The 23,574-nt window shown below is 47.8% G+C and carries 20 protein-coding genes and 1 riboswitch; of the genes, 13 read left to right on the forward strand and 7 right to left on the reverse strand.

Going from position 1 to position 23,574, the window contains the following annotated elements:
- Positions 1-3: 3 nt before the first annotated feature.
- From WG89_RS03575 to WG89_RS03590, 4 genes are all read right to left on the reverse strand, one after another.
- Complete coding sequence (locus tag WG89_RS03575; RefSeq protein ID WP_172806698.1) at positions 4-1,023, reverse strand: cobalamin-binding protein; 1,020 nt, start codon at positions 1,021-1,023, stop codon at positions 4-6.
- Between the two features lie 213 nt (positions 1,024-1,236).
- Positions 1,237-1,447, reverse strand: a riboswitch (cobalamin riboswitch).
- 111 nt (positions 1,448-1,558) lie between these two features.
- Entirely contained in the window at positions 1,559-2,152 is a 594-nt protein-coding gene (locus WG89_RS03580; protein WP_062261361.1) for a cob(I)yrinic acid a,c-diamide adenosyltransferase, read from the reverse strand.
- Positions 2,149-3,627 carry a cobyric acid synthase gene (locus tag WG89_RS03585; protein WP_172806699.1) on the reverse strand — a complete coding sequence of 493 codons (1,479 nt, stop codon included), beginning with the start codon at positions 3,625-3,627 and terminating at the stop codon, positions 2,149-2,151. Before WG89_RS03585 ends, WG89_RS03580 begins: the two co-directional genes overlap by 4 nt.
- A gap of 50 nt (positions 3,628-3,677) precedes the next feature.
- On the reverse strand, positions 3,678-4,397 hold the full coding sequence (locus WG89_RS03590; protein WP_062261364.1) for a hypothetical protein: 720 nt from the start codon (positions 4,395-4,397) through the stop codon (positions 3,678-3,680).
- An 87-nt stretch (positions 4,398-4,484) separates the two neighbouring features.
- Between WG89_RS03590 and waaA the strand changes: the two genes are divergently transcribed.
- On the forward strand, positions 4,485-5,774 hold the full coding sequence (gene waaA, locus WG89_RS03595) for a lipid IV(A) 3-deoxy-D-manno-octulosonic acid transferase (protein WP_062261367.1): 1,290 nt from the start codon (positions 4,485-4,487) through the stop codon (positions 5,772-5,774).
- 81 nt (positions 5,775-5,855) lie between these two features.
- On the opposite strand, the gene WG89_RS03600 is transcribed toward waaA, so the two are convergent.
- Complete coding sequence (locus WG89_RS03600) at positions 5,856-7,268, reverse strand: TolC family outer membrane protein (protein ID WP_062261370.1); 1,413 nt, start codon at positions 7,266-7,268, stop codon at positions 5,856-5,858.
- A gap of 241 nt (positions 7,269-7,509) precedes the next feature.
- Between WG89_RS03600 and WG89_RS03605 the strand changes: the two genes are divergently transcribed.
- From WG89_RS03605 to WG89_RS03620, 4 genes are all read left to right on the forward strand, one after another.
- Positions 7,510-8,166, forward strand: coding sequence for a cupin domain-containing protein (locus WG89_RS03605; protein ID WP_062261372.1), 657 nt, complete (start codon positions 7,510-7,512; stop codon positions 8,164-8,166).
- A 55-nt stretch (positions 8,167-8,221) separates the two neighbouring features.
- Positions 8,222-8,683, forward strand: a complete 462-nt coding sequence (locus WG89_RS03610) for a DUF1249 domain-containing protein (RefSeq protein ID WP_062261374.1) — start codon at positions 8,222-8,224, stop codon at positions 8,681-8,683.
- An 85-nt stretch (positions 8,684-8,768) separates the two neighbouring features.
- Positions 8,769-9,563, forward strand: coding sequence for a 3',5'-cyclic-AMP phosphodiesterase (gene cpdA / locus WG89_RS03615; protein WP_062261377.1), 795 nt, complete (start codon positions 8,769-8,771; stop codon positions 9,561-9,563).
- 108 nt (positions 9,564-9,671) lie between these two features.
- On the forward strand, positions 9,672-9,908 hold the full coding sequence (locus tag WG89_RS03620; RefSeq protein WP_062261380.1) for a hypothetical protein: 237 nt from the start codon (positions 9,672-9,674) through the stop codon (positions 9,906-9,908).
- Between the two features lie 118 nt (positions 9,909-10,026).
- On the opposite strand, the gene WG89_RS03625 is transcribed toward WG89_RS03620, so the two are convergent.
- Entirely contained in the window at positions 10,027-10,794 is a 768-nt protein-coding gene (locus WG89_RS03625) for an alpha/beta fold hydrolase (protein WP_062261383.1), read from the reverse strand.
- A gap of 253 nt (positions 10,795-11,047) precedes the next feature.
- On the opposite strand from WG89_RS03625, the gene WG89_RS03630 reads away from it, so the two are divergent.
- The 5 genes from WG89_RS03630 to WG89_RS03650 all read left to right on the forward strand — a co-directional run bounded on the left by WG89_RS03630 (position 11,048) and on the right by WG89_RS03650 (position 18,993).
- Positions 11,048-12,190, forward strand: coding sequence for a M20 family metallopeptidase (locus tag WG89_RS03630; RefSeq protein ID WP_062261717.1), 1,143 nt, complete (start codon positions 11,048-11,050; stop codon positions 12,188-12,190).
- A gap of 114 nt (positions 12,191-12,304) precedes the next feature.
- Positions 12,305-13,195: a hypothetical protein gene (locus tag WG89_RS03635; RefSeq protein WP_062261385.1), complete on the forward strand. Its 891-nt coding sequence runs from the start codon at positions 12,305-12,307 to the stop codon at positions 13,193-13,195.
- A 696-nt stretch (positions 13,196-13,891) separates the two neighbouring features.
- Positions 13,892-15,814, forward strand: coding sequence for a PrkA family serine protein kinase (locus tag WG89_RS03640; RefSeq protein WP_062261388.1), 1,923 nt, complete (start codon positions 13,892-13,894; stop codon positions 15,812-15,814).
- A 295-nt stretch (positions 15,815-16,109) separates the two neighbouring features.
- Positions 16,110-17,393, forward strand: a complete 1,284-nt coding sequence (locus tag WG89_RS03645; RefSeq protein ID WP_062261391.1) for a YeaH/YhbH family protein — start codon at positions 16,110-16,112, stop codon at positions 17,391-17,393.
- A 25-nt stretch (positions 17,394-17,418) separates the two neighbouring features.
- Positions 17,419-18,993, forward strand: a complete 1,575-nt coding sequence (locus tag WG89_RS03650; protein ID WP_062261719.1) for a SpoVR family protein — start codon at positions 17,419-17,421, stop codon at positions 18,991-18,993.
- A gap of 7 nt (positions 18,994-19,000) precedes the next feature.
- Here WG89_RS03650 and WG89_RS03655 read toward each other — a convergent pair whose 3' ends face one another.
- On the reverse strand, positions 19,001-20,329 hold the full coding sequence (locus WG89_RS03655) for an amino acid permease (protein WP_153301416.1): 1,329 nt from the start codon (positions 20,327-20,329) through the stop codon (positions 19,001-19,003).
- A gap of 529 nt (positions 20,330-20,858) precedes the next feature.
- On the opposite strand from WG89_RS03655, the gene WG89_RS03660 reads away from it, so the two are divergent.
- The 3 genes from WG89_RS03660 to WG89_RS03670 all read left to right on the forward strand — a co-directional run bounded on the left by WG89_RS03660 (position 20,859) and on the right by WG89_RS03670 (position 23,531).
- Entirely contained in the window at positions 20,859-22,010 is a 1,152-nt protein-coding gene (locus tag WG89_RS03660) for an FAD-dependent oxidoreductase (RefSeq protein WP_153301417.1), read from the forward strand.
- A gap of 68 nt (positions 22,011-22,078) precedes the next feature.
- Entirely contained in the window at positions 22,079-22,951 is an 873-nt protein-coding gene (locus tag WG89_RS03665) for a sulfurtransferase (RefSeq protein WP_062261401.1), read from the forward strand.
- 283 nt (positions 22,952-23,234) lie between these two features.
- Positions 23,235-23,531: a cold shock domain-containing protein gene (locus WG89_RS03670; protein WP_281177675.1), complete on the forward strand. Its 297-nt coding sequence runs from the start codon at positions 23,235-23,237 to the stop codon at positions 23,529-23,531.
- Positions 23,532-23,574 lie beyond the last annotated feature (43 nt).

Below are 23,574 nucleotides of genomic sequence, written 5' to 3' on the forward strand. Positions count from 1 at the left end.
GGATTATTCCTTATGTGTGATATCCGGAGCATTTTTTGCACTTTTGGCATTCGAAGCCTTGGCTAAGCTTTCTTTTCTGACGCTCTCAAGTTGTTGGCAAAGGGTTTCAGCGGCATCCAGAGCTCGGGGGGTCGGCCTCGATATCTGGTTACCGGAGACGGTAAAAAGATGGTGGTTCTTGACTGCCTGAAGATTGCTCCATTTGGCCCAGCGCTCTTCGATGGTTTTGCCGTCTTTGAGATTATTGGAACTGACAATGACCTGGGGATTTCTGCCCAGCAGAGACTCCATGCTGACTTTAGGCACCCGTATTGTGGAATCAGCATAAATATTCTGACCACCACACAACTCGATCACCTGTCCTATAATCTGGTTTCTGCTGATACTCATCAGCGGCTTGTTCCAGATTTCATAAAAGACAGTGACTGGCTTTTTCGCATGGTATTGCTTTTTTAGGGTCTCATAGCGAGCCAGCATTTCTTCAGCCTGCTGATTGGCGTGAGAAGCTGTGCCGAACAGCTTGCCAAGACGCCTGATTGCAGATGCGATATCAGGAAAGGTCAAAGGGTCAATATAGAACAGCTTGATACCCAACGACTCCAGTCGTGAAGTCACTTTAGGGCTGTTCCCTCCCCCCCATGCCACGATCATATCGGGCTTCATCGCTGCAATAGCTTCAACACTGATATTGGGAAAGCCACCTATTCGGGGAACACTGGAAACAGCAGGCGGGTAATCGCTGTGTTCATCAACAGCAATAACATGCTTACCAGCACCTGCAGCATAGACAAGCTCAGTAGCCCCTGGGGCAAGACTGATAATTTTTTTGACAGGCTCAGAAACACAAACATCTCTGCTGCGATCGTCTTTGACACAGATTTCTGATGCCTGAAGAAAAGAGGCATGAGCAAACAATAGAAAAACAACTACCCATAAAACAGGCAGAAAATAACGCAGTAGTTTTCCTTCAGATTCGAGCTTTTTCAGGCAACAGAGAAAACTCCTCACCTTTGGTGAAGACACGCCATGCGCTTGAATTGTTTGCTGTAGATGCCTCATGAAATCCCTGAGATCTGTTTTCTCAAGGCGGCAGACGGCAGACCGGAGACCATGCTCCAGCCGATGGATAGCTTGATGTCTTCTCACTTTAAGAAGCCATCTGTATCCAGGGAAGATATGAATTTTCCCAACCGCCAGGTGACCCGCCTGGTTTCGGAGTCTGCTTTGTCAGACTCCCTGGTTGCTTTACTTAAGGCAGGTCTCCTGGCTCCGGGATCTACACGCTTTTCCACCTTCCCGGATTATGGGAGTGTTAACTCCTGATCCAGTGGTACCGGGCGTCTGGGGTGCAGACGCCTCGAAAAAGCATTACTCCGTCACAGTTGCGGGCACAGCCGGGTTTAAAACCCTGTTCCCTATCGCTTGCACATTAAAAGTAGTGACTGTTGCAAGCGATCCACAACCTCTGACTATTGTCAGTAAACTGTGGAACCTTCGTAAAGGTCGGGCATGTTACCCGAACTCTCGTATTAATTCATCCCTGTTACGAAAAACGAAATTACTCGTCCAGCTTTGTTTTGGGAGAAGCCTGCCATAGTACTTCACCCTCATTTTGTCTGGCGCAGTGTCTGGACAATACATACATCACATCAGAAAGCCTGTTCAAAAAAGTCATCAATGGTGCATTGATCTCGACACCTGTCTCGCGTAATCGAATTACAGCTCTTTCTGCCCGGCGAGAAACTGTTCTGACCATATGGCAATGACAGGCTGTGGTTCCTCCTCCCGGGAGAGTGAAGTTTTTTAAAGGAGGAAGATCTTCATTCAACTCATCTATCAGTTGCTCTAAAACCGTCGTATGCTCTTTCTGTATGAGCTGATACCCAGGCATTGCCAGTTCACCGCCCACATCGAAAAGCCTGTGCTGGATGTCACTGACCCGACGCAACTGATCTTCTGTCAAATCATCAGAGTGATTCAACACATTCAGCAGCATGCCCATCCAGGTATTGAGCTCATCCACGGAACCAATGGCTTCAATCCGCTCGTCGCATTTAGACAACACTTCACCACTGCCAATGCGAGTGGTTCCCTTGTCGCCGGTGCGGGTATAAATTTTGGTCAGGCGATAGCCTTTGCGTTCTTCTGTCATAGTGAACCCATTAATTTTTCCAGATCTATATTCTGCTCAACCGCATCAGCCATTCTATTGATGCCCTCTTCCCTGAGGCTTTCATAGTCCACTGCGGCCAGTTGCTTTAGTCCTGCCCAGGTCAAAATGGCATTACAGGCTTCCGTTGTTTCAAAAATGCCATGAAGGTAGGTACCAAAAATCTGACTGTCTTCTGATAAAACCCCATCCACATCCTGATCCAGATGAATCAAAGGGTTTTCCAGAGCTTTCCCCCGGGTGATCCCCGCATGGATCTCGTATCCTGTTACTTGAACCGTTTCCAACTCAGGTAGAGCCAGTGTTCCTGACACCTGCTTCAACTGTTTCTGTGGACCCATTGTGGTTTCCAGATCAAGCAACCCCAAACCTTCTGAACTGCCAGCCTCTCCTTCAATTCCCTGAGGATCATGCACTGCATGCCCAAGCATTTGGTAGCCACCGCAAATACCCATCAGCTTGCCGCCATAACGCAAGTGTTTCAGGATATCCTTGTCCCAATGATTTTCCCGAAGGAAGGCCAGATCTGTCCTGGTATTTTTTGTACCGGGAATAATGATCAAATCCACAGAAGGAATCGACTCACCTTTGCCGACAAAGTGGATCTTCACATCAGGTCTTAATCTAAGAGGGTCAAAATCAGTGTGATTGCTGGTCCGGGTCAGAATGGGAACCGCTATCTCCAAAACATCTGAAGCGTCCTCGTTCACCTGCTGTGACTCAATGGCGTCTTCAGCTTCAAGATGCAGTCCGTGGAGATAAGGTAAAACACCCAGAACCGGCTTGCCGGTTTTCTTCTCCAACCACTCCAGTCCAGACTCAAGTAACTTAATATCGCCTCTGAAACGGTTGATTACAAAGCCTGCCACCCGCTTTTGTTCCGACTCGGACAATAGCGCCAAAGTGCCATAAAGATGGGCAAAAACACCGCCCTTATCAATGTCAGCAACAATGATCACGGGGCAGTCAGCAGCTTCCGCAAACCCCATATTGGCAATGTCACGATCACGGAGGTTAATCTCGGCAGGACTGCCCGCACCTTCGACAAGAACATACTGATATTGTTCAGCCAATCTTTGCCATGACTGGAGAACGGACTCCAGCAGCTCTGGCTTGTAGTCATGATAGGTCTGGGCGTTCATCTCTCCAATGGAGCGACCATTCACTATAACTTGTGCACCGATATCCGAGTTCGGCTTCAACAAAACCGGATTCATATCGGTATGAGGCTTAAGACCAGCAGCCAGTGCCTGCAATGCCTGGGCACGGCCAATTTCCCCTCCATCCTCGGTTACAGCACTGTTTAACGCCATATTCTGGGGTTTGAAGGGTGCAACAGACATACCTCTTCTGCTTAAAGCACGACAAAGTCCCGTAACCAGGGCACTTTTACCGGCATCGCTGGTTGTTCCCTGCACCATCAGCGTTCTCAGCCCCGGAGCGGTTGGAGGATTCATGAAATAGTCTCTGGTTGTTCTCAGTAAAGGTGGCAGGAGTTTGATAGTGTTCAGTGGATGGATGCAAGCGCTTTATTGATTTCAGCCATCGTTTCAGGAGCTGACTGCCGTGGCATCTGGCACCACTGCTCAAAAGCAATCTGGTCATCAAACCCCTGATAGGCCATTTCAGACATGACGGCACGGGCTGATGTGAGCATCATCATTTGATTAGGATTGATATCTCTTTGCTCCATCATGGCTTCAAAACAATCCCTGAGCGAGGCATCCAGTTTGTTCAGGCTGCTTCCAGGCTTTCGTAGCGCTTTCTGGAAATAAACCAAAAACTGAGGCTCCTTAGGCGCTTCCCGAATATAATGTCCGACCTGATTGGCAAAGTCTTCCAATGAATTGACTTTACCCTGTAAAGCCAACCGTTTCCCCACCTGCTTCCTCAAGCGATAAATAGCCTGTATGAACTCATCAGGTTTATCTTTCAGGCTCGCAGTCACTGCCAACTGCAAGTAATGCTGACAGCGGCGATCCATAGTACGCTTCTTTCTTTCCAAAAGACCAAAAGTCTTATAGAACCCGGGTTTGGCTCGATTGATTTTACTGGTTATCCGGCGCAAAACCCGGCTTTGTTTCAATCTCTGCGAAAGCGATCTTCTTCGGGTTCGAACCACCTGTGCCTTCTCAAGCTTCCGTCCACGAAACCAGGCCAGTGACGCAGACCGGCCGATAGTGACAAGTTTTTGATAGATTTGGCCAGGCCTGATTTTTAATGCCATGCAGATTCAATCCATAAATCTCTTTCGGGTCAGGTTCTATCTGTTAACATAGCTGATACTGCAACTCGCAACGAATCCAGCCCTAGCATGAGTCGAACCCTATATTCATTGTTACTTTATCTGGCGATACCTGCTGTACTGATCAAGCTGGTTCTGCGAGCAAGAAAATCCCCTGCTTACGGTCACCGCTGGGGTGAACGCTTTGGCTTTATTAAAGAGTTACCCACAGACAAACCTGTCATCTGGATCCACTCTGTCTCCGTAGGTGAGACCATTGCCAGCGCCCCCATGGTCAAGCAGCTGATGGAGCAATATCCGGATCACCGCTTCGTGATCACTACCATGACGCCTACCGGCTCAGAACGTGTCCAGAAAATTTATGGTGATCAGGTATTCCATGTTTATTGCCCATACGACTTACCCGATGTACAGAACCGCTTTTTAAAGAGGATTCATCCAAAGCTTGCCCTAATGATGGAAACTGAGCTCTGGCCCAACACTATTGCCGCTTGCAAAGCCAAAAATATTCCTGTTGTTATCGTCAACGCCAGACTGTCTGAGAAGTCTGCCCGTGGTTATGCAAAGCTGGGATCCCTGACCCGAAACATGATGAAAAACATTCATCGGGTCGCCTGTCAGAATGACACTGATGGTGAGAGATTCAAAGAACTGGGCCTTCCCGCTGAAAACCTGGATGTAACAGGCAGCGTGAAGTTCGACCTGGATGTGGATGACGAAATCACCAAAAGTGCAGCCCTGCTCAGGGATTCATGGGAATCCGGGTTGGGTCGTAAAGCCAGAATCCTGATTGCAGCCAGCACTCACGACGGTGAAGACCAGCCCGTACTGGATGCCTTTAAGCAAGTTCGGAAGCAGTTCTCTGACGCCCTGTTACTTCTGGTGCCTAGACACCCGGAACGTTTTAACAGCACATTTGAATTGGCTCAAGGTCAGGGGTTCAACACAATCAGACACAGTCAGGCGACAGAAACCTCTCCTGAAACCCAGGTGATCATAGGCGACACCATGGGCGAGCTGATGAAGCTCTATGCCGCTTCAGACATCGCCTTTGTCGGAGGTAGCCTGATTGAGAATGGTGGTCATAACATGCTGGAGCCAGCCGCACTGGGCATACCCGTGTTATCAGGCCCCAGTGTTTATAACTTCACGGATATCAGCCAGCAACTGGAAGACGCCGGTGGAATGAAGACTATTCATAACTCAGAAGAACTGGTTGAAATCGTTGCAGAACTCATGGCAAGTGACACTGCTCGTAAGAAAATGGGCAGCCAGGCCCAGGCCTTTGTAGAAGGCAATAAAGGTGCTTTGCAGAAACTGGTAAAACTGGTGACAGGGACGATTGACAGTCTGAAATAAATAGTTTTCTCAGCCTAATCAAAGAAAGTGATGGATAAAAAAATAGCGCTGAAGTCAGCGCTATTTTTTGGAGGCTATCGATCAGTCTGCACGACACTGAGCAGGAATCGACATCTCTTCAGAAGAAACAATCCAGCCGTTCAGCTCTGACAGATCTTCAGGGCTCAGAGTACCGGCAGTTTGCTTCAGCTTCAGAGTGTTCACAATGAAGTCGTAACGAGCATTCAGGTAGTCACGCTGGGCAGCGAAGAGTGTCTTCTGGGCATCCAGAACATCAGTAATGTTCCGTGTACCAACTTCATAACCACTCTGGGTAGCTTTCAGAGCACTTTCAGAAGAAACGATCCCCTGACAGCGAGCTTCTACACGAGAGACGTCAGAATTAACCGTACGGAACAGGTTACGGGTTCCGGAGTTAATTTCACGCAGCGCCTTGTCGTAGTTCTGTTGGACAGACTCCATCTGGTAAGTGGCCTGACGAACCTGAGAACTGGTTCCTCCACCTGCAAACAGTGGCAGAGTGAACTTCACACCGACTACAGTCTGATCACCATCACCGGTCATGCTCACTGGCAACCCTGTTTCAGGATTTGTAGTTGGCGTTCTTGCAGAGTCTGCATTACTTGAGCTGTAGTTATAACTGGCAAAAGCGTCAACCGTTGGCGCGTGACCCGACTTTTTGACCTTGATGTTACTTTCAGCTGCTTTCAGGCTTTCTCTGGCAGCTTCAAGCTGAAGGTTGCTCTTGAGCGCATTGTTTACCCACTGGTCAGAATTAGCAGGCGTTGGGGCGCTGACAGGCATGGTTTTCTTCAGTTTGCCAATGTCCTGAATATCCATGTCGGTAATGGTTCTGAGTGCTTCATAAGACACAGACAGATTATTCTCACCTTCAATACGGGTAACCCGGGCAGAGTCGTATCGAGCCCTGGCTTCCAGCACATCAGTTTCAGCTATTAGGCCTACATTGTAACGTTCACGAGCCTGATCCAGCTGCTGCTTAACGGCTTTCTCTTCCGCAATGGAAGTAATCAGGCTGTCTTCTGCTCTCAGAACATTGAAGTACGCTTCAGACACTCTGAGAATCAGGTTTTGCTGCTCAAAACCAAAAGTGGCTTCCGCCTGGGAGCTCTGGAATTTAGCAGAGTCATAACCAAACCAGCTCGCCATATTGAACAGAGGCTGATTAAGAGACGCTCCCCAGGTATTGGAGTTGTAGCTGTCCTTAAGATCACCACCCGTAGTTTCAGACTTGGTCTTGTTGTACTGGGTACCCCCGGTCAGGGACAGGTTGGGCAACAACAGGGCACGAGCCTGAGAACTGCCTTCCTGAGTGACCATCATATCTGCACGGGCAGCGGCCAGCTGGGCATCATTCTTCAGCGCCAGATTATAAACATCCAGCAGATTGTATTCAGTTTCTGCTGCATGGGCAGACAGTATTGAGCCGGCCAGGGCTGCCAGCAAAAAGCCTTTACGATAAGTTCGTGGCATATCTCCAGTTCCTTGAAAAATGGGCCCGAAAGCCGAACAATGATGTGGGTTAACCTGCTGTAACTCAAGCGCAACCGGGTGAATTTACACTAGTTTACCTGTCGTCAAAAGCAATAAACCGCCATCGCTACAATTTTATTTTGCTTCTTAAGCATCGGTTCCATTGCCTCTGTGGCAGAATGCACAAGCTATTGCCACTCAATAGAGAACCAGAGACTTTTAATAAGACGGGTACTTTTTCATGTTGAACATGAATCTTCAAGAGTCGATTATTATTCAGACCTCTAAACAGACATGGCAACCCAGCCCTGCCAGCCAGGTGTTGCGAAAGCCTCTGGCCCGGGAAGAAAAAGAATCGGGACATGCCACCAGTATCGTTCAGTATGCTGTGGGAGCAAAATTCCCTGAACATCCGCACCCGGCCGGCGAAGAAATTCTGGTACTCTCAGGCACTTTCTCCGATGAAACCGGCGACTTCCATCAGGGCAGTTATATCAGAAACCCTCCTGGTACTCGTCACTCCCCCTTCAGCAAAGAAGGCTGCATCATTTTTGTGAAGCTTTGCCAGTTTGACCCAGCGGATACAAAAACAGTCCGAGTCGATACTCTGGAAGTACTGGCCAACGAGCCTGATGATCAAATAAAAGAAATACCTCTCCATCAGTTTCAGGATGAGAAGACTTCTATCGTAAGGATCCCGGCTGGCCAGACGTTAACTCTTAATGAAAGACCGGGTGGACTGGAGCTGCTGGTCATCTCAGGTCGGCTGGACACAGCCTCTGAGGAATGGTCAGAGGGCACATGGATACGAACACCCGAATGGCAATTTGAGCTCACTGCAGTGGCAGAAGAGACCTGTATTCTGGTTAAATCGGGGCACTTGCATCAGAGCCTTTAGATACTCCCTGAGCAGGCCGGAATTGTTTAAGTTCTAACCAGGGAGGTCATACACTATGATTGAAGTTATGGACACTTATTCTGATAAAGCACGCTACAAAGCTGACCTGATCAAGCAACAAAGCCTGTGTGAGAGAAATTTCCACAAACTCATGCACCTGCTTCCGGATCTGGATAACAGCGACCACTTTGTGCTCTCTTTTCATTTTGCTGGCCGGGAAGGTCGGGCACTGTTTCAGGTGCTGGAAAGGGCTCCTTTTACAACGGTGCTCCAGGTAGATCTGGATGCAGCCTGGGGGGAGTGGCTGAAGCTGCCCGAGTTCAGAATCCGCATTTATCTGGATGTCAGAATGGCCGAGATTATCAGCGTGAATAAAGATCGTCACTTCAAGGCTATCTATCCCTACCCTAATGAGAAAATGCTGCTGCCTGATGAAAAAGAGCAGCTCAATCAACTGTTCAGCGAGTGGTTAAACTTTTGTTTAAGCCACGGGGTCAGTCAAAACGTCGTTGTTTGAGCGATAAAACGTGCGAAGTTTCACTGTTTTATTCCTATCTCCCTGATAAAATTATCCAAAGCCTTCGCTGCATCAGTAACGAATTATGAGCCAGCTTATGAACGGAACACGCATCATTCAGCTAACAGATACTCATCTGTTCGGCTCTCATGATGGCAGACTGATGGGAGCAGATACCAATCAAAGCTTTCAGGCCGTCTGGGAAAGGATTCAGTCTTCTACTTTTAATCCTGAAGCCATATTGGTGACAGGCGATCTGACCCAGGATGACAGCCTGGAGTCTTATCAGTGGCTGAAGAGCCTTCTGGATACCAGCAACGCACCTTATCTGTGGACCTGTGGTAATCACGATGACGCCAGGCTGATGCGTCAGGTTAACCCTGAGGCTATGGTTCATCACATGGATCTGGGAAACTGGCAAGTTGTTATGCTGAATTCCCAGATTCCAGGTCAGATTCCTGGCTTTTTATCCAGCAAAGAGCTGGCGCTATTGGAACACAGCCTGACCAGTAATCCAGAAAAGTATACCCTGGTGGCATTCCACCACCCGGCCTACTCCATCGAGAGTCAGTGGCTGGACAATATCAGCCTGAAGAATGCTGCCCAGTTTATGGAGCTGATTCAGTCCTATCCGAACGTGCGGGTAGTCCTTAATGGCCATATTCATCAGGAAAGAGATCAGCTCGTCGAGGATGTACGGTTTCTCTCTACCCCTTCTACCTGTGTGCAGTTCAAGCCCAAATGCGATGATTTCATGCTGGATGACCGCTGGCCTGGCTATAGAGAGCTTGAGCTGATGCCTGATGGCACTGTGAATACTCGAGTTATCAGGCTGGAAGGTTACTCTCTGGAGCTTGATCTCGCAGCAAACGGCTATTGATACCCCGCTTCATATCAGCATTTTTTATTAAAACCCTGGCCACTTTTTTCTAGATTGAAAGATAGGAGCAGTAAAAAAGGAAGTAAGGATATGTCCAGGGTAAGGTCAATGCAGTACGATGACCAGGATGAAATCTTCTGGGATTCTGGCCAGGAATACAGGAAGAAACAAACCGCCAAGGAACGCTGCAAGCAACGAAGAAACAAGTCAATTCGCCAGGGAATCAATGATTATTGGGACAAAAAATCATTACGTCAAAATCTCGCCGATTCCTATGATGACTTCGATGATGATAAGGACTCCAGTCAATGGGATGACATCGAAGGTCAGCAGCCTCGACATTGAAATTGACTCACAAAAAAAGCCGCTAATCACAGCGGCTTTTTTATTTACACGGATGTAATGTATCCCAGAAATGCAGGAGCAATTTCTGGGATTTCTATAAGATGAACTCAGACTGTATTCAAACCTCGAGAAACCTCATAAGCGTTCGAGCCACCAGCTCCGGCTTTTCCGCATGGAGCCAATGACCCGTGTCAGCAATTTCTCTTAGAGTTGCTTTGGGAAAATGCTTGAGCACTTCTTCCCGGTGCTCGGACAGAATGTAATCGGAGTTACCGCCTTTCAGAAACAGGACATCCCCATCAAAAGACCCATCTACAGAATGCCCGGCAAGGATATTCAGATAATGATGGTGAATGGCATCCAGATTCATTCTCCAGCTGTAGCTGCCCTCATCATTGCGGTAGAGGTTCTTCAACAAAAAGGATCGAACAGCCAGCTCATCAACATGTTGACGCAGGGCATGGTCTGCATCTGCCCGCTTCTGCATATTGCCCAGGTCAACGGCAAACAGGCCAGCAAAAACATCGTCATGGCGTCTGACCTTGTAATGAACCGGGGCAATATCCATGACCACTAGCTTTTCCACACGCTCGGGATAAGCCAGAGCCGCTTCCATCACCACCTTGCCACCCATAGAATGTCCCAGCAGGTGTGCCTTCTCAATCTGTTGATCGTCAAGATACTCAATAATGTCTGCAGCCATAACGGCATAGTCCATTGCATCGTCATGAGGAGATCGGCCATGGTTTCTTACATCCAGACCATGCACCCGGAACTTCTCGGCCAACTGCCGATTAATGGCGCCCAGGTTTTCCTGCGATCCGAACAGACCATGCACACTGATCAGGTGCTCGCCTTCCCCCTGCTGTCTGGCATACAACTTCATGAGTTTCTCTATCTCTCCCGTCACCTGTAACCGGTTCTGATAACCGCCGGTTCATATTGTTAACATCTGAGTAATTTTACTGACTCGACCTGTAATTATCAGGATATTTTTGCCCGGCTTCAAAACCTATTATTAAGAAGTTAACGAAACAGAATACCTATGCAGGCTGTCATTTTTATCCCGCCAGTCTGCTGACATCAGGACACTCAACGCCTGGTGCTTAAACACGTTTCTGCCTATGAGGCCACAAGCCATGTCTACACAAACTTTCAGCCTTGATGCTTACCTGGAAGAACTGAAACCACTGATCAATATTGACTGTGGAACCAATACTCCCGCTGGCGTAGCCGCCATTGCTGACATCATGACCGGCAAATACGAATCACTGGGCTGGCATGTTACAAGACACGCCTTCGGGGAAGAAGTCGGTCCTGGCCTTCAGGTGACCAACAAACCCGATGCGCAAGAGTATGACATCATGCTGGTGGGTCACATGGATACTGTGTTTCCAGAAGGAACTGTATCAGAATGGTCTTTCACACGGGATACGGAAAAAGCCTATGGCCCCGGTGTAGCGGATATGAAATCCGGTCTGCTGAACATTTTCCTGACCCTGAAAAACATGCCTGCTGACGCTCTGGATCGCCTGAGCATCTGTGTCTGTATGAATCCGGATGAAGAAACAGGCTCCACTTACTCTTCCGATTGGATCAAGAGCGTAGCCCTTAAGAGCCGTTGCGTTCTGGTGGCTGAAGCTGCCCGAGTTGATGGTTCTCTGGTTAAAGCCAGGAAAGGTCTGGGTGTGTACGAAATTGAATTCCACGGCAAAGCCGCTCACGCAGGTAATGAACCTCAAAAAGGTATTTCTGCCATAACCGAGTTTGCCCAATGGGTGACCCGCCTGAATCAGGAAACCAACTTCGAAACCGGCACAACCCTTAACTTCGGTACTATTCAAGGCGGAACCACCAGCAACGTAGTGCCTGATTTTGCCAAAGCAGTCCTCGACATCCGTTTCTGGAATAACGACGACTATGACGGCATTGAAAAGCTGGTCAATGAAATGGCCGAAGCACCTTTCCTGGAAGGTATGCAGATCAAACTGAACCGCATTGCTCACAAGCCGGCTTTCACCCCCACCGAAAAAAGTGAAAAGCTAATGGCCCTGATCGAGGAAAGCGGTCAGCAAATGGATCTGCCCATTACCTGGACAGCAGCAGGTGGTGGCTCTGATGCAAACTACACAGGCGCACTGGGTGTCCCAACTGTTGATGGCCTGGGTCCTATTGGTGCAGGCATGCACAGCCGTAATGAATTCCTTGTACTGGATTCAATCGAACCTCGTCTGCAACTGCTGCGCAACGTGATCATCAACCTGGCTGAAAAGCCACTCTGATGATGACAGGTCAGGAAAGTGCCCTGCTTTCCTGACCCTACCTTATCTGGCCTTTTCGTCCTTCCAACTGCTAATCTGAATCGTATAACTTTTTTCTCTGGTAAGGACGCCAATATGAAAGGGCCTCAATGGATCTTCGGCCTGTTGATCTCTGCTTTCTCCATAACCGCCTGGTCTGCCCCTGTTCCTCCATTAAAACCTGAACTGCCTTCTGAGCAGGTTATACCCGACGAAGAGGGATGGTGGGGTACCGGTTTTCTGGTAGGCACCCTTTCATCAAAGGGCTGGGAAAGTGGCTTTATCTGGGAATCCGGTGAACTTGAGATACAGGCAGGTGATGGCGCTTATACAAAGAAGCTCTACCCTGCTGAGACTTACGACGTTTCCATACAGCCTGAATATCGATACCTGTGGGATCAGTTAAAAGTCTCCAGTAAACCGGTAGTGATCAAATACAAATACCCCTTCTGGTACAACTCCATGGCCACTAACAGTCGTTACCGGGCCATCGAAGTCAGACCTGTTGAGAGCAGTTTTTCGAAAACCCCCTCTTTCACGCAATTTCCAAACGGAATTGAATCAAAGCCGGTCATCGAGAACTCAAGAGTATTCGGCCAATGGCAAACCTTTGGCCTGATTCTCCATGTGGCACGCTGGGGACAAGTTGTCATGGATCACAAATGCACTGTTTATCTGCACCTGGGCGGCACAACCCGAATTTCAAAAACAGAACAAGTCTACAGACCCGCTCTGGAATACAATGTTTTTCAGAACGACTACGAAGTCAGGACTGTACTCACCTACGAAACTTACGAGATTGAAGTTCCGAACATAGTGCAACTGTTCACATACAACGAAGCCATCTGTCGCTATGCAGAAGATGCAGCCATAGCCCAGTCAGAAGTTTATGTTGAGTACACCGGCTTGAGAACTCAGGCCGATACAGAAACGTATTCAATTTTGCATGGCATCCAGGTTGAAGATCCCTATGACGAGGATGATTGAGAGGCTACTAATTCCACATTGCTTCTTAAAAATGGATGCCCGAATAAAAAAATAAGAATTGTCGTATATTGGATTTACCACCTAAAGTGCTATCAGGGATAATTTGAAACTATTCACTCTTTCAAAGTCCCATCAGTAAAGAAGTCAGTATTCTGAAATTTATTAACAAAGACATAGAAAATCAAAAATTAAAAATTCTCGAAGTGAAAATGGTCGTTCTGAAATTCTTAAGTTTTATCGAAACTTTAATAATGACCAAAAATGAAATTACACCGCTCTATTAAATTGGCCTCAAATTTTAATATCACCACATCCCCGCTGTGTTTTAGCCTGAATTGTTATTCATGGGATATGAGTGATTACAGAACAACATCACCTCAACGTTCAAAAATTTTCACTGGTGACTAACAGCAATCCCCTTTAAGATGGGTAGATTAACCCTTCCGAAAATTTCTTTTTTTCCTTTTATATCAACAAGTTAAGCACATCTCGTCGTATACGAAAAAGTCCCAAAAGCAGTAGACATTTATACGGATAATCTCTATAACGTTAATTGTGATCAACACAAACAGAGCACCTGAACCTGGCAAGTATTAATTCGGTGTCGTGTGATTCGCAGTAACAATACAGTGCCCAGATAAACAAAAATATTAGTACGCCTATGATCATGGAGGTCATGGCGAGGGGGAGCCTGATATGTCTATATTTTCTCATTACCAGGAAAGGTACGAATCTACTCAACAAGAGGAGATGAGCCTTCAGGAGTACCTGGATCTTTGCAAGACCGACCCTGGTGCCTATGCCAATGCGGCAGAGAGAATGCTGTCGGCCATTGGCGAACCAGAAATCGTTGATACATCACGAGATCCGCGACTGAGTCGCATCTTTTCCAATAAGCTGATCAAGCGTTATCCTGCGTTTGAAGAATTCTATGGCATGGAAGAAGCGATCGAACAGATTGTTTCTTATTTCAAACATGCCGCCCAGGGTCTGGAAGAAAAGAAACAGATTCTGTATTTGCTGGGTCCGGTAGGGGGTGGTAAATCCTCTCTGGCTGAGCGTCTTAAAGCCCTGATGGAACATATGCCTTTCTATGCCATCAAGGGATCACCGGTTTTTGAATCGCCACTGGGACTTTTCAACCCGGAAGAAGACGGCAAGATTCTGACCGAAGAATATAAAATTCCAGGTCGTTACCTGAAATACATCATGTCTCCCTGGGCAGTTAAACGACTGCACGAGTTTGGTGGCGACATTTCCAAATTCCGCGTAGTTAAAGTTTACCCAAGCCGCCTGAATCAGGTAGCTATTGCCAAAACCGAGCCAGGTGATGAAAACAACCAGGACATCTCCAGTCTGGTAGGTAAGGTAGACATTCGTCAGCTGGAAGAATTCTCCCAGGACGATCCGGATGCCTACAGCTTCTCTGGTGCACTCTGCCGTGCCAACCAGGGTGTGATGGAATTTGTAGAGATGTTCAAAGCGCCAGTGAAGGTACTGCACCCACTGCTGACCGCTACCCAGGAAGGTAACTACAACTCTACCGAAGGTATGGGCGCGATTCCTTTTGAAGGTATCCTGCTGGCTCACTCCAACGAATCCGAGTGGCAGACCTTCCGTAACAACAAAACCAACGAAGCCTTCATTGACCGTGTCAACATCGTTAAGGTGCCTTACTGCACACGTATCAATGAAGAAGTGGGCATTTACGAAAAACTGCTGGAGCACAGCTCTCTGAAAAATGCGCCATGCGCACCTGATACTCTGAAAATGCTGGCCCAGTTCTCCGTTCTGTCCCGTATCAAGGAGCCAGATAATTCTTCTATATTCTCCAAGATGCGTGTTTACAACGGTGAGAACCTGAAAGACACCGATCCAAACGCCAAGCCTCTGCAGGAATACAAAGATGCAGCCGGAGTTGACGAAGGTATGGACGGCCTTTCTACCCGTTTCGCGTTCAAGATTCTGTCCAAGGTCTTCAACTTCGACTCCACGGAAGTAGCGGCCAACCCGGTACACCTGATGTACGTTCTGGAACAGCAGATTGAACAGCAGCAGTTCCCTGACGAAGTGACCGATCGTTACATGCGCTTCATCAAGGAATACCTGACGCCTAAGTATGTTGAGTTCCTGGGCAAGGAAATTCAGACCGCGTATCTGGAGTCTTACTCCGATTACGGTCAGAACATCTTTGACCGTTACATCACTTACGCTGACTTCTGGATTCAGGATCAGGAATTCCGTGATCCGGATACCGGCCACATTCTGGACCGTGGTGCCCTGAATGATGAGCTGGAGAAAATCGAGAAGCCAGCAGGCATCGCTAACCCGAAAGACTTCCGTAACGAAGTGGTTAACTTTGTACTGCGTGCCCGTGCCAACCACGAAGGTAAAAACCCAAGCTGGTTGAGCTACGAGAAAATGCGTGCAGTGATCGAGAAGAAGATGTTCTCCAACACTGAAGATCTGCTGCCTGTGATTTCCTTCAATGCCAAGGGATCCAACGAAGATCAGCGCAAACACGCAGACTTTGTGAAGCGTATGGTGGAATACGGCTACACCGAGAAACAGGTTCGCCTGCTCTCTGAGTGGTACATCCGGGTTCGCAAGTCACAATAATCTCTGAACCGGTCTGTCTGCTGCTGAAACAGTGGCAGACAGAACTCCAGACAGAGACCTCATATCAGCCGCGCCTTCGGGCGCTTCTGCGTCTTGCAAACCTGACATCAACCATAGAAGTCATCGCCACTGTCTGGAAATACTTCCAACCTGGCAACTCTATGGCATAGCACAGCCCTGAGCTGACAATGAAAATACAGCCTTGAGCCAAAATTGCAGCTCCTCCTTAAAAAGGTGTTGTAAAGAAAATGGAGAGCTGTATTTCTTAGCTAACAGTACCTAAGGAGAGCGTCCTATGAGCATAATAATTGACCGACGCCTCAATGCGAAAAAGAAAAGCACGGTCAACCGGCAGCGTTTCCTGAGGCGCTATAAAGGTCTGGTAAAAGAAGCAGTCCAAGATGCTGTTGATCAACGTTCCATTACCGACGTTGATAGCGGCAGTGATATCAGTATTCCCAAGAAAGACCTGTCTGAGCCGGTTTTTCATCACGGTCAGGGTGGCCGTGTGGAGCAGGTTCATCCAGGCAATAAAGAATTCACGACAGGTGACAGATTCCAGCGCCCCGAAGGCGGTGGTGGTCAAGGCAGCGGTGAAGGCGAAGCCAGCAACAGCGGCTCCGGCGAAGATGATTTTATCTTCTCTATTAACCGTGAAGAGTTTCTCGAGTATCTGTTCGAAGATCTTGAGCTGCCCAACCTGCTTCGCAAAGAGTTGAAAGACTCCACCGACTTTAAACTTAAGCGCGCCGGTTACACTTCTGCCGGTGCTCCGGATCGACTGAACGTTGTGCGCTCACTGAAAGCAGCACACGCCCGTCGTATTGCTCTTTCCGGTAAAGATCGAAAAGAAATCCGTGCCCTGAAGCGTCAGCTGCGGGAAATGGAAGTAAGTCCTGAAACTAACGACGAAGCACTGAAAAAAGAAATTCAGGATCAAATCTCAACCCTGAACAAAAAGCTCAAGCGCTTGCCGTTCATTGATGACTTTGATCTGAAATTCAACAACCTGGTGAAAGTACCACAGCCTTCCAGCAAGGCCGTGATGTTCTGTGTCATGGATGTTTCCGGTTCCATGACCCGTGAAATCAAGGATATTGCCAAGCGCTTCTTCCTGTTGCTTTACCTGTTCCTGGAACGCAACTACGAGAAGATCGAAGTGGTATTCATCCGTCACCACAGTGAAGCTCGCGAATGTAATGAGCATGATTTCTTCTATGCCCGCGAGACCGGTGGCACCGTAGTGTCTTCAGCACTAACCCTGACAGACGACATCATCACAGAACGCTACTCACCGAATGAGTGGAACATTTATGTAGCCCAGGCTTCAGACGGTGATAACTGGGAAGCAGACTCTGCCAAGTGCCGCAACATTATTGTCGATAAGTTGCTGCCACTGACTCAGTACTACTCCTATGTAGAAATCACAGATCGACACCATCAGAACCTGTGGCATGAATACAAAATGATTGAAAAGGCTCACGCCGGTCATTTTGCCATGCAACAGATTCGCAATGCGGGTGAGATCTATCCGGTTTTCCGCAAACTCTTCGAAAAGAAGGAGGGTCAAAATGCCTGATATGGAACGCCATGAGCAGGAATCAATGCCTTCTCCGGAGTCGCAGTTCAAACCGGCAGCTGACGCAGAAAAGCCAGCTCGCCGTGCAGAGCCAATCTCCAAAGGTTCTGAGTGGACCTTTGAACTGCTGGAAGAATACGACAGAGAGCTGGCAAAGCTGGCCGAACGCTTCAAGCTGGATACTTACCCTAACCAGATCGAAGTGATCAGCTCCGAACAAATGCTGGATGCCTACGCTTCTGTAGGTATGCCACTGATGTACAACCACTGGAGCTTTGGTAAGCAGTTTTTAAGCAACCAGCAAAGCTATCAGCGTGGTCAAATGGGTCTGGCTTATGAGATTGTGATCAACTCCAATCCCTGCATCGCTTACCTGATGGAAGAAAACACCATGCCCATGCAGGCGCTGGTTATTGCCCACGCCTGCTACGGTCACAACTCTTTCTTCAAGGGCAACTATCTGTTCCAGCAGTGGACGGATGCAGACTCCATTATTGACTATCTTCTGTTTGCCAAGAACTACATTGCCCAATGCGAAGAAAAGTACGGTGTGGATGCGGTAGAAGAATTACTGGATGCCTGCCACGCACTGATGAATCAGGGTGTGAACCGTTATGAACGTCCACGACCCATCTCTGCAGAAGAAGAGAAAGCGCGGGCCAAGGAACGTGAAGAGTATATTCAGCGTAACCTGAACGATCTCTGGCGCACCATTCCTCTGCGTGAAGAAAATGAGGTTCAACAAGCCGAGCGTTACCCAAGAGACCCGGAAGAAAACGTTCTCTACTTTATTGAAAAGAACGCACCTCTGCTGGACACCTGGCAGCGTGAACTGATCCGGATTGTGCGTAAGATTGCCCAGTACTTCTATCCTCAGCGTCAGACACAGGTCATGAACGAAGGTTGGGCGACCTTCTGGCACTACCACCTGATGCAGGAGATGTACAACGAAGGTCACATTACGGAAGGCTTCATCATGGAGTTCCTGCATTCGCACTCCAATGTCGTATTCCAGCCTGACTTTGATGATCCTCGTTATAGCGGCATCAATCCATACGCTCTGGGCTTTGCCATGTTCCAGGATATTCGCCGTATCTGCGAAAACCCGACGGAAGAAGATCGTCGCTGGTTCCCGGATCTGGCTGGATCAGACTGGCTGGAAGCCGTGCACTTTGCCATGAAGAACTTCAAGGACGAGAGTTTCATTATGCAGTACCTCTCACCCAAGGTGATGAGAGACCTGAAACTGTTCTGCATTGACGACGACGAAGGCAACCCTTTCCTGGAAGTGAGTGCTATTCATGACGACTCAGGGTACCGGAAGGTCAGGGAATCCCTGTCTGCTCAATACAATCTGGGCAACCGTGAGCCGAACATTCAGGTATACAGCGTGAACACTCGCGGTGACCGTTCACTGACTCTGCGTCATTTTATGCACCAGGGTCGCCCCATGGAGTCAGAAAGCACCCGCGAAATCATCAAACATATCCACAGACTGTGGGGCTTTGATGTTCACATGGAATCCGTAGATGAGTGGGGTGGAGTGAAAACCATTTACGGACTGCCCAAGCAGGAAGTGGAAGACACCGAAGCGGCCTGACCCTCTTTTATTTGTAATAACCATGAGCCGGATCCTCCAGGGGATCCGGCTTTTTATTGCCCCGATGCTGGAACCAGTAGACGGCGCCACCAAGAATGATCAGTGCTGTCCCATAAAACAGTACGGAGTATCCTGCCCCGTTAATGCCCAGAAGACAGTAACAGGCTGATAGCAGAATGATCACTAACCAGGTTGGCGAGATTCCCTGAGACTTTCGCCTTTGAATTTGAAAGCAGGACAAACAGGCACATAAATAAGCCAGCAGCATGATATAAACCGCTATCAGAACAATAAACTCAAAATGCTTCTGTACCGTAGGCTCCACCGTTAACAGAACCAGAGCTGACATCAGAATGGCTGTTATGAGAAGCCCCTGCCAGGGAGAACCATACCGGTTAAGGATGCCAAAACGTTGAGGTAACAGACCATCTGCAGAAGCAGCCCTGGCCACCTGCGAATGCATAAGAATCCAGCCATTAAGACTGCCAAAACAAGCTATGACCGCCATAGCACTGACCATTTCACCTGCCCAGTCCCCCAGCAGATATCGGGCTGTAACAGAAAAGGGGGCAGCACTGCTTTGTAGCACCTCGTTGGGCACAATACCCATCATGGCAGTGGTACTGAGTATGTAAAACAAGGCGGCCAGCAATGTGCCCAACAGTGTTGCAAACGGTACATCTCTTCGGGGATTTTTAGCATGACTGGAAAGATTGCAAGCTGACTCCAGACCTATGAATGACCATAGAGTCAGCGTTACCGATTCAGACAATACCTGACGATTCGGCTGGTCTGTGACATTAAATGATTGCGTGATGTTTTCAAGATCAAACAGGGACCAACCTAGAAAGCTGACAAGTAGAACAGGCACCAGCATGCAGGACGCCGTCACTACCTGAAACTGCCCGATAATACGGATATCGGTCATATTCAGCAGGCTCAGACCCCAGACCACAGAGATAGCAGCCAGTGAGGCCATCCACTGATCAGTCAAAACAGGAAAAAAATAACTCAGGTAACCCACACCACTGAGGGCAACGGCTATGTTTCCAATCCAGATGGCCACCCAGTACCCATACACCACCTGTGAGCCCACGTATCGACCCAGACCAGCACGGGTGAAAGCATAAAGTCCTGAACCTGGCTTACAGTCGGCACCCAGACGGACAAAAACCAGAGAAAGCATAACGGAACCAATAACCGTAACAATCCAGCCCAGTAAAGTGATCGATCCATAACTGGCCAGAGATGACGGCAGCAGAAAGATGCCCGCTCCCATCATATTGCCTGTTACCAGCATGGTCAGAGGTAACAGGGACAGTTTTCCAGATACCAAAGGCAAATCCTCTGTCAAACAACACGGCCAACATGAAAATAAATTTATTTTTATTTCTGGGCAGCTTTTTTATGCCTTCCGTTAGCTGGATATCTATTCCTGAAAACTGCAAGTTTAATCGAGCTATAAAGTCATCACAGTTTAGACTATGAGGCGTTCTAAAATGATTCATGTGTTAGCATGATGCCTCCTTACTCTTTTCAGACCATTGTGTAGCAAGGATTAGCAAATAATAAAAAATTGATCACCCTTCATATAAAGTTCACAGAAAAATAGTTCAAACGTTTGTGTTTTTATTAAAGGGAATAAGTTTTTCTTGAAGAAACAAAACACTACTGTGGTTAGAAATTAAGATAAAATCTTCTATAGACTTACCTCATTAATAGAGAGTGTTTTTTATGGAGAAAGAGTCCTCAGGCAGTGAAGAAGCTCCAGAAAAATCAATAGAAAGTACCAGTCAACATTATCAGGCTGACCAGAAAGCGGCTTCCCCCGTTAATGAGATACAGCCTTGAGCGGTAAAAAAGCAATGAGCAATCATAAACAGCCCACAGTCATTCTGGCAGGTGGCGGCCATACTCACGCTTTGTTTCTGAAAAAGCTACAGAAGGAACCCTCGCCTTCCGCTCACTTCATACTGGTTTCAGCAAGTCGCTATACGCCCTACTCAGGTATGCTACCTCGCGTGATCTCTGGTCACTACACTGCTGAGCAGTCCCATATTGATCTTGAATCTCTGGCAATGGCCTCAAACTGCACTTTTCTCAAGGCCACTATTGCAGGACTGGATCCAGATGCAAATGAACTGATTCTTGAAAATGGCGACCGTCTTCAGTACGACATCCTTTCCATCAATACAGGGTCCACCCAAAGCCGGGTCATTGACGCCCTGGATTGCATCAGCATAAAACCCATCAGACCTTTTCTTACCTGGTTGTCTCATCCACTTCCCAAACAAATCCAGCAAAGCGAGGCATTCAATCTGGTCATTATCGGAGCCGGGGCAGCCGGTGTAGAAGTCGCTCTGGCACTCCATAAGCGTTTCAAAAACCTGGATCAACTCAACATTCACATTGTCACGGCCAGAGGCGTGCTTGCTGGCCATCCCCTTGAAGTCCAGCAAATGATGTCAGAGGAAATTCAGAAGAAAAACATCCAGATACACAATCATTTTCGGGTGGCCGGTGTTAAAGGCAAGGTTCTGACCAGTGACCAGAATGAGACCCTGCACTACGATGCCCTGATTCTTGCTACTCCTGCCGCCCCGGCGGGATGGCCAGCAGAGAGTCAGATAGCGACCAACCCACAGGGCTTTATCCAGATCAACCCACAACTGCAATCCATTAGCCACCAAAATATTTTTGCTTGCGGAGACATTGCAGAACTTGCCCACTCCAAACTTGCCAAGTCCGGTGTCTATGCCGTCAGACAAGCACCCGCGCTCCATAAAAACATATGCCAGATGCTGGCAGAAAAACCTCTGGAGCCCTTCCGCCCCCAGAGTCATTTCCTCTCTCTGCTAAGCTGTGCTGACGGTTGCGCAATTGCATCTAGAGGCTGGTTCAGAGCCAGAGGGCGTTTAGTATGGCTGTGGAAAGACTGGATCGATCGACGTTTTATGGCGCAATTCCCTTTGCCAGAACCTGGTTCAATGAAAATCAACGACCCGGATCAAAATTAAAAACAGTCAGACTTCCTTTTATTAGAAGGATTATTCTGGCTTCTCTATTATTACTGTTGTCTGTTGTGATGTCAGATTCAGCTTATTCCGATTCGCTGGTCAGCAGTGAGTCGCTGGACAAGAAGCTCAAACAGCCTGAAAACCTTCTGATACTGGATGTTCGTCCCAGATTCAGCTATTTGCTCGGTCACATACCGGGTGCTCACAATGTCTGGCGTCCTGCCTTTCAGGCCGACGAAAGCGATTACCCTTTTTCAAGCATGAGAGCCAGTAAGGAAAAAATGGTTGCGCTATTAAGTCGACTGGGTGCCACTTCAGACACTGAAATCATTCTCTACGACGATCAACAGGGTATGGACGCTGCCCGGCTCTGGTGGCTTCTCAAACTTTATGGTCATGACCAGGTTTCTATTCTGAACGGAGGCCTGACAGTCTGGGAAGATCAGAAAAGGGCCACCAGCCTGAAGCCTCCGAAAATGCCTGAACGATCCAAATACATCTTTCGTGGTACGGAGCACCCTCAATGGCTTGCAGAGCTGAGTCAGGTTAAGTCAATAAAGGATGAGAAAAACGCCATTCTCATTGATGTCAGAAGCTTTGATGAATACACCGGAAAAACCAGAAAATCAGGAGCCCACCGTCGCGGAAGAATTCCGGAGAGCCTCTGGTTTGAATATAACCAGACTGTCAATAAAAACGGTTTTCTCGATAAAGAGCAATTAAGACAAATGTTTCTCAAAGAGGGAATCACACCTGAAAAAGCGATAACCGTTTATTGTCAGTCAGGCGTACGTTCAGCACATACTTTTTTCGTACTATCTGAAATCCTTGGATACAAAAATATAAAAAACTACGACGGTTCATGGATTGAATGGTCCTGGAGAAAAGAGTTACCAACAGTTAAAGGCAGTCCGAAAAAAACGGATAAATCTCTCAATTAATGAGCAGAAAATTTAATTCCTGAAAAAAGTCCCCAGTTAACTAATCCCTATTACCAAAATAGGCTGTTATCTCGCGCCAAGATGGTCTTATAATAGGTTTAGCTCTATATGGAAATGTAGGCTGTACTATTGTCTTGAGAATTTTCAAGCCGAGAAGACATCACCAAGAAAGAGCTCTGTGACATGGACGACACAGAATAAAAAATGTGACTAAAAATAAAACAACAAGGGTTGCAGTTTCCCGGCAGTTCCTTCAATGTAAATAATGTAGGAATCGCGCTGTATGGAAGCGACCAAGAAGGAAATGGAAGCTATGCTGGAAGGTACAGTGAAGTGGTTTAACAATCCCAAGGGATATGGGTTCATCCAAGCCCAGGAAGCCACTGAAAATCAAGACGTACTCATACATTACTCCGTCATTGAAATGGAAGGCTTTAAAACCCTAAAAGCCGGACAGCTTGTGCAATTTGAAATTGGCCAGGGACCCAAGGGGCTTATAGCCACCCGTGTCATTCCTGGTGGTGGAGAAGGCGCAGGCCAGAGCTCACAGGCCAGTAAGGAAGAAATTCTTCCAGCCTGATTGTTGCAATCAGTATCGCGTTTGTCTGGATCGAAGAATGCCG

Source organism: Endozoicomonas arenosclerae, assembly GCF_001562015.1.
GTDB classification, from domain to species: Bacteria; Pseudomonadota; Gammaproteobacteria; order Pseudomonadales; family Endozoicomonadaceae; genus Endozoicomonas_A; species Endozoicomonas_A arenosclerae.